Source organism: Salipiger marinus, from assembly GCF_035481585.1.
Lineage (GTDB): Bacteria > Pseudomonadota > Alphaproteobacteria > Rhodobacterales > Rhodobacteraceae > Salipiger > Salipiger marinus.
This window is the reverse complement of record NZ_JAYKSL010000046.1, coordinates 1-10,166: the sequence shown is the minus strand read 5'-3', so window position 1 is coordinate 10,166 and position 10,166 is coordinate 1. Positions and strand designations below refer to the sequence as shown.

General features: G+C 61.2%; 15 protein-coding genes. 5 read left to right on the top strand and 10 right to left on the bottom strand.

The window, feature by feature from the left end:
* Nucleotides 1-201: 201 nt before the first annotated feature.
* The gene (locus VK682_RS26500; RefSeq protein WP_038068544.1) at nt 202-1,053 is read right to left on the bottom strand and encodes a cation diffusion facilitator family transporter; all 852 of its coding nucleotides are present in this window, start codon (nt 1,051-1,053) and stop codon (nt 202-204) included.
* 63 nt (nt 1,054-1,116) lie between these two features.
* On the opposite strand from VK682_RS26500, the gene VK682_RS26495 reads away from it, so the two are divergent.
* Complete coding sequence (locus VK682_RS26495; protein ID WP_014132722.1) at nt 1,117-1,467, top strand: ArsR/SmtB family transcription factor; 351 nt, start codon at nt 1,117-1,119, stop codon at nt 1,465-1,467.
* A 132-nt stretch (nt 1,468-1,599) separates the two neighbouring features.
* On the opposite strand, the gene VK682_RS26490 is transcribed toward VK682_RS26495, so the two are convergent.
* Complete coding sequence (locus tag VK682_RS26490; protein ID WP_324782917.1) at nt 1,600-2,541, bottom strand: IS110 family RNA-guided transposase; 942 nt, start codon at nt 2,539-2,541, stop codon at nt 1,600-1,602.
* A 429-nt stretch (nt 2,542-2,970) separates the two neighbouring features.
* On the opposite strand from VK682_RS26490, the gene VK682_RS26485 reads away from it, so the two are divergent.
* The 3 genes from VK682_RS26485 to VK682_RS26475 are packed head-to-tail and all read left to right on the top strand — an operon-like array spanning nt 2,971 to nt 4,005.
* The gene (locus tag VK682_RS26485; RefSeq protein WP_074647545.1) at nt 2,971-3,216 is read left to right on the top strand and encodes a type II toxin-antitoxin system VapB family antitoxin; all 246 of its coding nucleotides are present in this window, start codon (nt 2,971-2,973) and stop codon (nt 3,214-3,216) included.
* The gene (locus VK682_RS26480; protein WP_093744195.1) at nt 3,216-3,641 is read left to right on the top strand and encodes a type II toxin-antitoxin system VapC family toxin; all 426 of its coding nucleotides are present in this window, start codon (nt 3,216-3,218) and stop codon (nt 3,639-3,641) included. The genes VK682_RS26485 and VK682_RS26480 overlap by 1 nt, the downstream gene beginning before the upstream one ends.
* 22 nt (nt 3,642-3,663) lie before the next feature.
* A complete protein-coding gene (locus VK682_RS26475; protein WP_324782916.1) occupies nt 3,664-4,005 on the top strand; it encodes a hypothetical protein in 342 nt (113 codons plus the stop codon).
* A gap of 105 nt (nt 4,006-4,110) precedes the next feature.
* Here the strand turns inward: VK682_RS26475 and VK682_RS26470 are convergent, their stop codons facing one another.
* Together VK682_RS26470 and VK682_RS26465 are read right to left on the bottom strand one after the other, a co-directional pair.
* Complete coding sequence (locus VK682_RS26470; RefSeq protein WP_324782915.1) at nt 4,111-4,272, bottom strand: hypothetical protein; 162 nt, start codon at nt 4,270-4,272, stop codon at nt 4,111-4,113.
* A 307-nt stretch (nt 4,273-4,579) separates the two neighbouring features.
* Nucleotides 4,580-4,930, bottom strand: a complete 351-nt coding sequence (locus VK682_RS26465; protein ID WP_074647520.1) for a single-stranded DNA-binding protein — start codon at nt 4,928-4,930, stop codon at nt 4,580-4,582.
* Nucleotides 4,931-5,432: 502 nt separating this feature from the next.
* Between VK682_RS26465 and VK682_RS26460 the strand changes: the two genes are divergently transcribed.
* Nucleotides 5,433-5,807, top strand: a complete 375-nt coding sequence (locus VK682_RS26460) for a thermonuclease family protein (protein ID WP_324782914.1) — start codon at nt 5,433-5,435, stop codon at nt 5,805-5,807.
* 77 nt (nt 5,808-5,884) lie between these two features.
* Here VK682_RS26460 and VK682_RS26455 read toward each other — a convergent pair whose 3' ends face one another.
* The 6 genes from VK682_RS26455 to VK682_RS26430 all read right to left on the bottom strand — a co-directional run bounded on the left by VK682_RS26455 (nt 5,885) and on the right by VK682_RS26430 (nt 10,121).
* Nucleotides 5,885-6,247: a hypothetical protein gene (locus VK682_RS26455; protein WP_324782913.1), complete on the bottom strand. Its 363-nt coding sequence runs from the start codon at nt 6,245-6,247 to the stop codon at nt 5,885-5,887.
* 103 nt (nt 6,248-6,350) lie between these two features.
* Entirely contained in the window at nt 6,351-6,590 is a 240-nt protein-coding gene (locus VK682_RS26450) for a hypothetical protein (RefSeq protein WP_093744204.1), read from the bottom strand.
* A gap of 66 nt (nt 6,591-6,656) precedes the next feature.
* A complete protein-coding gene (locus VK682_RS26445) occupies nt 6,657-6,920 on the bottom strand; it encodes a zinc finger domain-containing protein (RefSeq protein ID WP_088716891.1) in 264 nt (87 codons plus the stop codon).
* Complete coding sequence (locus VK682_RS26440) at nt 6,913-7,545, bottom strand: hypothetical protein (protein ID WP_208597614.1); 633 nt, start codon at nt 7,543-7,545, stop codon at nt 6,913-6,915. Before VK682_RS26440 ends, VK682_RS26445 begins: the two co-directional genes overlap by 8 nt.
* Before the next feature lie 46 nt (nt 7,546-7,591).
* Nucleotides 7,592-9,418: a ParB/RepB/Spo0J family partition protein gene (locus tag VK682_RS26435; protein ID WP_093744205.1), complete on the bottom strand. Its 1,827-nt coding sequence runs from the start codon at nt 9,416-9,418 to the stop codon at nt 7,592-7,594.
* A 304-nt stretch (nt 9,419-9,722) separates the two neighbouring features.
* A complete protein-coding gene (locus tag VK682_RS26430; RefSeq protein WP_093744206.1) occupies nt 9,723-10,121 on the bottom strand; it encodes a DUF3768 domain-containing protein in 399 nt (132 codons plus the stop codon).
* Nucleotides 10,122-10,166: the final 45 nt, after the last annotated feature.

Here is a 10,166-nt window from a genome sequence, read left to right as displayed (position 1 = left end):
GGGAAAGGCTCGGGGCGCAGGCCGCTTGCCGGCCGAAGCCTAGAGTATCCGTTGTTCGTCAAGCATCAGAAACAGTCTTTCTCGGCTAAAGCAGCCGTTCGCGCGTGGCGCAGCGAATGACCGTATAGAGCCCAAAGTTCCGGACTCGCTGCGCAGTGGCGAATGTCGGTTTCCGGTTCGCACGTCAGCTTTTCCGCCAGATCACTCGGTTTCTGACAGATCACTCCGCGCATCCCGGATGATCATCCATGACGAATGCAGGAACAGCCCTGCGATGGCGAAAGCAACGATGAGGTCAGGCCAGGCACTGCCGAGCCAGGCGACCAGTCCGGCAGCGATCACCACGGCGAGGTTGCCGATGGCGTCGTTCCGGGAGAACAGCCATACGGCCCGCATGTTGGCGTCGCCCTTGCGGTGTTTTAGCAGCGGCAGCACCGCAAGAATGTTTACGATCAGCGCGCCCACGGCGAAGGCTCCCATTAACCCGGCCTCTGGTGTCGTCTGATTCAGGACACGCCAGATTGTGCTGCCGACAACGCCAAGCCCCAGAAATCCCAAGAACACGCCCTGGATCATCGCCGACCGCGCCCGCCATGTCAGACTCCAACCGATAGCGAGCAGGCCCAGAAAGGTGATTGCGCCGTCGCCCAAAAAATCCAGGGCATCTGCTTTCAAAGCTTGCGATCCGGACAGGAACCCGCCGAACATCTCGATCACCCCGTAGCCGAGATTGAGCAGGACCACGATCCAGAGCGCGCGGCGATAGCTCGGGTCTTTGTAAGCCGGATCGGACGATGTATCCCCGCTCTTGATCAGCTCAAAGCCATAGCCGGTTGCGTCCAGTGCTGGACGCACTTTCGGCAAGTCGTCTTCGGCGATCCGCAATGTCATGACATGGGTTGCGGCAGACACCTTCACATCGCCTTCAGCCACGCCCGCAGACCGAGCGGCCCGTTCGATCTCGGCGGCATCCTTGGCGCAGTCCATGCCATGCACCCGCATCCGGATCGGCAAAGACGTTGTAGGCAATGTGGTGTTATCTGCTCGGCTCATATGCGATCCTCGTGAAGGTAGCGTGCGAAAGAAGTCGCCGCTAACGTATCAGTGGATAATGATATGACATTGCAAAACATTCAAGACGATCTTTCGGCAGCTGACACCCTTGAGCCGCGGGCAAAGCTCTTCCGGGGTCTCGGCGACCCCAGCCGTCTTGCGATCCTCGATGCGCTACTGTCGGACGAACGCAGCGTGCAGGAAATCGTTACCCAAACAGGGCTTGGTCAGCCCAATGTCTCGAACCATCTGCGCTGCCTTTTGGATTGCGGTCTGGTCAGTCGCAGGAACGAAGGTCGGTTCGTCCGGTATCGCCTTGCGGACAGGCGGATCGCTGATCTCATCCGCGACGCAGATCAACTACTTGCCTCGACAGCCGTAGGGGTCGATGCCTGCCGAAGCTATACGGATTAACCGACGTGTCCTGCTGCAATGTTCTATTGGTGCGCCAGGCCTAAAGCAGCCATTTGCGCAGCCGCAGCAAAATGGCGCTTTGTCCCGCACTGTGGCCCTCGGTGCAGTGCGCGGTGAAGGTCCGGTCCCACGTCATTTCATTGGCCGCAGCTCCCATATGCGGTCAGAGGCGACGAGGGTGTTGGCCAGAACCACGAGCTTCCGCATTACAGCCGTGATAGCAATTTTTGCAGGCTTTCCTGCGTCTACCAGCCGCTTGTAGACGACGCGCAGATCCGGGTTGAACCGTGTTGCGACAAGTGCTGGCATGTACAAGGATTGCCACAGGACGGCACGACCGCCCCGGATGCGGGATTGTCCTTTCCAGTTCCCAGACTCGCGGTGCATTGGTGCCAGCCCTGCAAGACTTCCTGCCTGAGCAGACGTAAGTTCGCCCAACTCAGGTAACTCTGCCAGGAGTGTGAACGCGGTCGTAGCGGAAATCCCGGGTATGCTGATGAGGATCTTGAATTTCTGCGCCAACCCAGCATCCGCCACTACAGCAGCTCGGAGTTCACGCTCAATCATTTGGACCTGGCCCTCAATCTGCCGGATGCGGGCCGAACATTGCCGCTTCAGCAAGGGGTGGACGAGGTTCTTTTGCCGGTTCAGGTTGGCTGTTCGCTCCTTCATCAGCCCGCGCCGCGCTGAAAGCAATTCCGTCAAGCCGGTTAGATTTTCTGGCCGTTCAGGCTGTGCCTTGATCTGGAGGACGGCCGCCATCCGTGCGAGAATGGCCGCGTCTACCTTATCTGTTTTGTTGAGGCAGCCCGTCGCCTCAGCGAACCTGCGGGCATGGAGCGGGTTCACCTTTGCCAACGCAACCCCTGCCTTATGCAGATCGGCTTCCAGAGCCTTGTGGTACGGTCCGGTCGGTTCAAACACGACCATGACCGATTGTCGGCTCTTCAGCCATTTGAGGAAAGACCTTCGCCCCTTATCCGTATTCTGGAACCGCCCACATCCGCCGCCGGGGTAACTGTGAACGTCGAAATGCAGCTTCGCGATATCAACACCAACCGTTTCATCACCCATCTTTCTCTGTCCTCTGCTTATCATGCGGGGCACGATCCCCTCGTATCCGTTCAGGCCAGTTCGAAAGGGCGAGGCGATCACACTCTAGGACGGTCCGATGCAACCAGCGCGCTCANATCCCCTCGTATCCGTTCAGGCCAGTTCGAAAGGGCGAGGCGATCACACTCTAGGACGGTCCGATGCAACCAGCGCGCTCACGATCCGACCTCGCCACCGACCGGCATAAATGCCGTGCCGGTCGGTGGCTCTACTTTGTAAGCAGAACCCACCGTCGTCATTAGATAGGCGCGGTCCTGGGCGGGCGTGTCCTCGAGCAACCGCACGAGGTTACGAACGACCGGGATTCGCCACGAAACCGAACAATCGAAGACACTGGCCCTTGCGGGATATACTTTTCGGCTATATTATATATCCTGAAAGGATATGCACATGCCCCTCTACATCAAAGATCCGGACGTAGATAAGCTCGTTGACCGCTACCTTGCTGCTTCTGGCGCAAGGAACAAAACCGAAGCGGTTCGCACGGCCTTGCTCAACAGTATAGCGGCGTTGGAGAAGCAGGAAACCCTCGCGGAACGTGTAGCGAAGGTTCAGCGAAAGGCAGCCGAAGCAGGTCTGAAACCTCGCGAATCCGACGACAAGCCGTTCATGGATGAGCTGTGGGGTGATGACTGATGTTCATCGACGCCAGCGCGCTTTGCGCCGTCCTCTTGAATGAGGCGGAAGCCCCGGCAATGCTCAAAGCAATGGAACAAGCCCGAGGCAAGCTGATGATCTCGCCGGTTGTTCGGGTAGAAACGACGCTCGGGATCGCACGGGACTTGAAAGACAAGGAAGGCGCAACGCATATCAGCGAGGCGCACTTCGACAAGGCGAGCGAGCTTGTCGCAGACCTGATCCAATCACTTGGCGTTCGTGAAATGCACCTCACCGAAAGCATGGGCACGGCGGCTATCGCGGCGTTGAGGAAATATGGAAAGGTGGCCGGTCATCCGGCGAAGCTCAACATGGGCGACGCCCTCGCCTATGCCGCCGCTAAGGCGTTTCATGCCCCCTTGCTCTACAAAGGCGATGATTTTGCGAAAACCGATCTCGCATGAGGTCGGAAGAAAGGAGCTTTCGATGAAACTGATCGCGGCAAACCTAATGCGCAGCCTGCCAGCGGCGGCATACCTGATTGGCGCAGCAGCAGCCCATGCGCAGGAAGGCTCGGCTGACGATTGCGAGCTGGTGAGCGCGGCCATGTCGCAGATGGTGCAGGCGAACATCGCCAACATCGAAGTGACCGGCAACATGCTGCAAAATCAGGCTGCCATGCTGGCGCATCTGGCGACGAGCGGCGATGAGGACGCCTTGGCGGCGGCGGCGGCCGTGACCGAGAACCTGGGCCAGCTTCAGGTGCCGAGCGGCCCGGCCATTACGGATGGGATGGCCGCGCTGCGGCGCATGTGCCCGGAGGGGTGAGGGGGCTGTCTGCCCCCGCGCCTGGCGGCGCTCCCCCGAGGATATTTCAGGGAAGATGAAATGTAGAAAGGCCAAGCCCCGGAGGGCCTGGCCGTTGCATCCGCCCTACTCGGGGCGGCGCTTGATGGTGATCCCGACCTTCAGGAAGCCGAGGTTGATCGAGATCGTAAGGCTGAGGTCGATTGCGCGCAGCAGCTTGCGGATGGCTCGGAGCCGGCGAGCGGCGATGCGACGGAGTTTGATGGAACGCTTGCGAATGAATTTCATGGTCTGTCTCCTGATTGAAAAAACGAGGCTCGGTGACACGGCGGGAAAGGTGGGCCGTCAACACGCGCGCAGCGCCCCGAAGGGCTTGGTATTGACGGCTCGCCGCGCCGTGTAGAGTGGCCGCTGTTTTTCAAGGAGGCAGACCCTGCACCTTCGCAGGGGGCCAGTGTCGCATTGCCGCTTGTCGGCGGTTCGGAGCTGAAGGCTGTGAAGCGCAATCGGCCGCCCTCTCGATGGGGGCGGCCGATTGGTCGGGGCGCAGCGCCGCGCCCGAAGGGCAGGCGGGCCGTGAGGCCCGCCCGGGCGGTCAGCCCGCCTGTTGCCGCTCCATCTGCTTGCGGATCATGTGGGCCAGGTTGGCGAAGTTGTCGCAGGCCAGTTTCACGCCGTGGCGGGTTTCGCCGCTATTGGTCTCGTAGCTCTCGGAGCGGATGGTGCCGGTCGCGCGAACCAGGTCGCCTTTCACGGTGTTTTCCTTGACCCATTTGATGACGTTCTCGTTGAAGATGCTCACGTCGTTCCAGAAGGGTTTCGACTGAAAGTCGCCGTGATTGTCCTTGCGGCCATACTCGGCCGCGATGGAAACCCAGAGGACGCCGTTGCCTTCCTTGATCTGACCGACCCGACCGATGATTTCGAACTCTGCGAAGGTATTCATTTTTAGTCTCCTTGGTATCTTAGTGTTTCGATGAAAAACGGTCATGCTGGTCCTCGATGCGATCAAACCAAAAATCGGAGGGTCCGCAAAGCGGAAACCGATTTTTTGATTGAAGGGCGGGGCGTTAGCCCCGGACGGTCGCTAAGAGAGGAACAAGCAATGTTCCGTTTGAGAGACACGGGCCAAGGAGACAGGTGAATACCTGGGTTGCACGAATTTCAGTGTCGGTTCCAGATCAAGGAGGGCGGCGGCGTGTGGATCTCAACAGAGGCTCGACTCATACTGCAAGGACAATCACGGCGACGGCCGAAACCTGGGGCGACGGATGCTCATCTGCGCAGCGGCAAATGGGTCAAGGGAAACCCGATGGCGGCCTAGCGACAACTGGCACAGGAACGGAAGAGGGCAGAGCGGCTTGCGAAACTGGCGGCGAGAAACTGGATCGAGACGCGGACGACATGCGCGACGCAGGCGCTTGTTTGGAGTTGCGGCAACAGGTGCGATGATCGTCGCGGCCTTGCTGTCGATCGACACCGGGACGGCGGCGGAGCCGATCAATCCGGCTTCAGTCTATGTGATCGACGGCGACACGATTGATCTGGGCGGTGAGCGGTTCCGGCTGGTCGGTCTCGACACGCCGGAAACCTACGATCCGCAATGTGCATATGAAAAGGCGCTTGGTGACGAGGCGACGAGGCGCTTACGCGAGTTGATCGGCTCGGGCGAGCTGGTGGAGTTGATCGTGTTGCCGGGCCGCGACCGATATGGCCGTGGCCTTGCTCGACTTTACATCGGTCGTGCGGACGTGGCCGGTATCCTGATCGGGGAAGGGCTGGCGCGGGAATACAATGGGGGCAGGCGGCAGGGTTGGTGCTGACGGCCAAGCCGCGAAGCGGCCCCTGCGCGGGTAGCGCAAGGCCGGTGCGGCGGGGCGCAGTCCCGCCGCACCGGGCATCACCCTCGGCGCGGCCCCTTTCGGAACCAGCCCATGACGATAATTGTGATGCCGATGGCGAGCAGGTAGAGAACGGCAATCATCCAGATCAGCATGAACGCCTCGCCAAGCTGCCGGGTAAATGTCCGTTCCGCGCCGAACAGGAAATGCTCGGACCCGCTCATGGCCCATCCCATGATGATGCCGAATCCGAGGGCAGGCAGGAACACAGTCAGGAAGGCCAGCATATAGCGGTTGATCGTCGGTCGCCCGCCGCGCCAGCAGGCCCGGACGACACGGCCCGGCCGAAAGACGATCTCGGCCATGCGATACTGAAGCAGATCGAGGCTATCCTTGAAGGTGGTTTCGTCGTCGTCGTGCATTTTCGTCCTGAATGTCGGTCCCTGGAAAAAAGAGGCCCCGCGTGAGCGGGGCCAGTGTTATCCTCACCACAAGGATATTCTCAAATAGCTGGCCTGCCCGGCGTCAAAGATGCGCGCGGCGGCTCCGAATTTCGTTCGACAGGTTGGCGGCTTGCGCAAAGCACCCGAAGGCGATGGCTGTGCCGATCCAGTAAATCAGATTGGGGACGTTGAACCCCGCGAAGAACGCGATGCAAGCGGCGATCACGAAGGCCGCGCCAGCAGCTCCGACAAAGAACCAGTTCCACATCTTGCCGATCAGATCGGCAATGATTTCTTCAGCGTGAGCGCGGCGATCAAACATCTAAGTTCTCCTTTAGTTCCAGTCGTAGCACAGTAGATCAGCTCTCGCCAGCACCATGAATATCCCTCAGAACAAGGCCAGTTGCTCGGGCTGTGGTCGAATACCGACGCGCCCGCGTGGGTCAATGATCCAGCCGTCGCCGTCGCGCAGGATGCTGGCGTCAGGTCCGTGCTGGTCGATGAAGACGCGATCCGCCTCCACCTTGCGGCTATGATGAAAGTCGCTCGCCATGTGTCCGCTCGGGCGGCGGCACCAGACGCCGGGCGCTCTGCCGCAATCGGGGCAGCGCACGGCAAGGACCGGATGACGGTGGGCGGTGAAATCAGGCATGGGCGTTCTCCAATTCTCCGAGGCGAAGGAATAGCTGCGAGGCCAACACGCGATCCTGGGCGGCGCGGTCGCGATCCTTGTTCTTCGATGCCGCCAGTTGAAGATGGTGATAGGCTGCGTGACGTTCCGCCAGCGGGTGACGGTCAGGATCGGCGGCAATCTCCCGCGCCTTGAGGATCGTCACGATCAGGTCAGATGAAGCGAACAGGTTCGCGATCCTCGCGCCCGAGGCGTCGGTGCGCGACAGCGGGAAAGGAGGGCGTTTCAAGTCGATCCTGCCTTGGCTGTAGCTGTGCAGGACGCTCAACAGATAAGACGGGTCGGCGGGGTATGGGGCGCAGTCCCATGCCCGCCGCACGGCGCGGCGCTCATCGCCGGGCAGGGCGTCGATCTGGCGGCGGGCTTCATGCCACTTCTCTGCCCTTGCGCGACGGTCCCTGACTTCCTGTTCGGACCATGCCTGTGCGCGGTCTGCCATAACGCGGTCCTCGCTCGGCTGTGCCTCGGCAATCTGATCGGCCAGCAACGGAAGGGCCTCACGCTCAAGGCGCTGTTTCCGGCGCAGCGCGGCCCGCTTGCGGGGCGTGTCGGTGAACGGGTGGCGGGGTGAACGCTTGCATCTCATGGGAACCTCCATCGGTGGGCGGGGCGCTGACGCCCCGCCCTCGATCTCACTTCATGCCTTCGGGCAGCCATGCGCCGATCTTCGCGGCCTGCTCGTCTGTGACGCCGAGGGCGCTGCGCAGATCGTGGTCGCCACGGAACAGGGCTTCCAGCTTGTCGGCCTTCTCGCCCTTTTTCAGCTTGGCGAAGCTGGTGGCGGTCGGGTGATCGTCGGACAGGTCCAGCAGATCGCGCCACAGATCGTTGAGATAGGGGCCACCGACGCGGGAAAAGAAGTTCGCCGCATTGGGGGTCCAGACTTCGCGGATATTCGGCTGCGTCTCCTTGTCGATCATCGCGGCCAGCTTCTCGTCGCCGCCCCGATATTGAGCGGCAAGGAACCGGACCAGTTCACCGCGCACATGCTCCGGGCCTTTCTTGCGAAACGCGCGGAAGGATGCGCCAAGGTCTTTCGCATCCCACATATCGCGCGGCGGGTTGCTGGTCAGGCGCTCGTCAAGGGCATAGCCCTCGGCCTCGGTCGAAGGCCAGTTCGGAACCTCGGTCGTGGCGATGCCAAGCGGATCGTTCCAGCGCAGGGCGTGGCTCAACTGGTAGGCCAGAAGGTCAATCAGCAGATCGGGATCGCGCAACACCGCATGTTGCCGTGCGCCCTGTGCGACACGGGACAGGTCGTCGCGCAGCTTCTGGCTGATGGGGGATTTCGGCTCGGCCTCGGCGCTCGAATGGCTGGACTTGCGCAGGAAACCGGCCTCGATGGCGGCGGCTCGGTCCTCGCGCGTCACCAGCCCCTCGGCGGTCTGAACCTCGCCGCTCTGGTTGACGTAGACAAGGACGCCCGAAACGGCCTTCTGTTCGGCGCTGAATGCACCATCCAACACGGCTTGCAGCGCCGCCAGTTCGGCCTCACCCTCGGCGTCCAGAACCTCACCTTCGGCCAATTCCGCCAGTTCGTCGTAACGCTCTGACTGCTCTTCGGTGAGCGTCCCTTCATCCCGATAGATGCGGTCCAGCTTCCGTTCCTCGATCTCGTAGTAACCGAGATAGGTGGTGTCCATCGCCTCGGCCCATTTCCAACCGTCGCCGGTCAGGGCCTCGGCGGTGGCATTCAGCTTCGCCTTGAACAGTTCGTCCAGCAGGGCAACATCATCGAAATAGGTCTGATCTGCGAAAAGGTCGCCAGTGACGCGCCCGCCCTCGGCCTCGTAAGCCTCAAGGCCAACAAACTTCACGCGCCGATCCGTGCTGCGCACCGAGTCCGGTTTGAGCATCTGCTTGATCTGGTGATCGCTGTAGCCCTCGCCCCGCACCTTTTCCAGCACGGCCAGCGTGTTCGCCTCGTCCTCGCTGACGGTGAAGGCGGCGGCGTTCGACAGGGTGATTTCCCCGGCCTTCAAGGCGTCCAGAACCGACACCGGCAGGCTTGCCAGCTTCAAGCGGCGATAGACGTGCTTTTCATTGACGCCGAACGCGATGGCGATGGAGGGAACCGGAACGCCCCGCTCGGCCATGCTGCCATATTCGCGGATTTCATCGGCGGCATGGGGTTGCTCGCGGTGGTGGTTCTCGCTCGATGCCCAAATCTCGGCGGTCGCCTGATCGGGCGCGATCTTCACGGAAACCGAAGCGAAGCGCGGATCGTCTTGCAGCAGAGCCAGGGCGCGAAGCCTCCGGCCTCCGGCCACGATGCCAACCTTGCCGGTTTCATCGCGCAGCCCTGCGAGGTTCTGGATCAGGCCAAGCTGGCGGATATTCTCTGCCAGTGCCTCGATCCCCTCGGGGCTGAACACAGTGCGCGGGTTCAGGTCGGAAACATACAGATCATCGAAGGGAACCTGTTCGATGGGGGCGATGATCGTCTCTTGCTTTGTCATGGGTCTTATCCTTGTCGTGTGGTGAGTTTTTGTGTTATCGGTGCCCCAGCCCTGACGGGCTGAGGCGAGGGGGCTTAGATGGCCCCGTGCTGGATCAGGAAGCGGCGTCCGATGCCAAAGTGATCGCCCTTCCTGAGAAGCGCCCAAGCCTCGGCAATGCGGCGCTTCATGGTTTCATTGCTCATTGATTTCACCTTCCTTTCCGTTGTGGTGAAGGGGTGGGAGAGGCGCTTGCCGCCACTCCCTTGGGCCTGCTCGACAGGCCAGCCTCGGCGCGGGGCAGGGAGAGGCCCCGCAACCGAACTCAGTATTCCTCGGGCAGAAGGATGGTCAGCACGCGGCGGGTCTTGGTGGTGTCCGCGCAATCGTCGGAACCGAACTCATAGCCCGCGTCGTAGAGGTCGATTTTCCAGTAAAGCCGAACCTCGCGTTCGCCTTCGGCCACGGTGAAGATGCCGAAATCGTGGGTGCCGTAAGGGTCGTTGTCCTCGGTGAACTCGGAAAACTGCATGACCGCGACCATGATCGCCACTTGTGCCTCGTGCGACAGTGCGGCCACGCCGCGCGTCATGACGATCTGGCCGGGAACGGTGAAGTCAGCGCCCCATGTGGTGCGGAACTGGTCGTTTTGCTCTGCGATCAGCGCGACACGCGCCGCCTCGACAGCCGCATCTGCGGTGTTTTCCGAATGAATATCAGCCATGTCTGGCCTCCTTGTGGTGATGCCCTATCCGGTCTGGTGCCGAAA

Excerpts from the sequence above, each read along its gene's own strand:
- VK682_RS26445 (WP_088716891.1), bottom strand. The coding sequence starts at position 6,920 with ATGCCTGATTTCACCGCCCACCGTCATCCGGTCCTTGCCGTGCGCTGC.
- VK682_RS26485 (WP_074647545.1), top strand. The coding sequence starts at position 2,971 with ATGCCCCTCTACATCAAAGATCCGGACGTAGATAAGCTCGTTGACCGC.
- VK682_RS26475 (WP_324782916.1), top strand. The coding sequence starts at position 3,664 with ATGAAACTGATCGCGGCAAACCTAATGCGCAGCCTGCCAGCGGCGGCA.
- VK682_RS26455 (WP_324782913.1), bottom strand. The coding sequence starts at position 6,247 with ATGCACGACGACGACGAAACCACCTTCAAGGATAGCCTCGATCTGCTT.
- VK682_RS26500 (WP_038068544.1), bottom strand. The coding sequence starts at position 1,053 with ATGAGCCGAGCAGATAACACCACATTGCCTACAACGTCTTTGCCGATC.
- VK682_RS26470 (WP_324782915.1), bottom strand. The coding sequence starts at position 4,272 with ATGAAATTCATTCGCAAGCGTTCCATCAAACTCCGTCGCATCGCCGCT.
- VK682_RS26440 (WP_208597614.1), bottom strand. The coding sequence starts at position 7,545 with ATGAGATGCAAGCGTTCACCCCGCCACCCGTTCACCGACACGCCCCGC.
- VK682_RS26495 (WP_014132722.1), top strand. The coding sequence starts at position 1,117 with ATGACATTGCAAAACATTCAAGACGATCTTTCGGCAGCTGACACCCTT.
- VK682_RS26460 (WP_324782914.1), top strand. The coding sequence starts at position 5,433 with ATGATCGTCGCGGCCTTGCTGTCGATCGACACCGGGACGGCGGCGGAG.
- VK682_RS26465 (WP_074647520.1), bottom strand. The coding sequence starts at position 4,930 with ATGAATACCTTCGCAGAGTTCGAAATCATCGGTCGGGTCGGTCAGATC.
- VK682_RS26430 (WP_093744206.1), bottom strand. The coding sequence starts at position 10,121 with ATGGCTGATATTCATTCGGAAAACACCGCAGATGCGGCTGTCGAGGCG.
- VK682_RS26435 (WP_093744205.1), bottom strand. The coding sequence starts at position 9,418 with ATGACAAAGCAAGAGACGATCATCGCCCCCATCGAACAGGTTCCCTTC.
- VK682_RS26480 (WP_093744195.1), top strand. The coding sequence starts at position 3,216 with ATGTTCATCGACGCCAGCGCGCTTTGCGCCGTCCTCTTGAATGAGGCG.
- VK682_RS26450 (WP_093744204.1), bottom strand. The coding sequence starts at position 6,590 with ATGTTTGATCGCCGCGCTCACGCTGAAGAAATCATTGCCGATCTGATC.
- VK682_RS26490 (WP_324782917.1), bottom strand. The coding sequence starts at position 2,541 with ATGGGTGATGAAACGGTTGGTGTTGATATCGCGAAGCTGCATTTCGAC.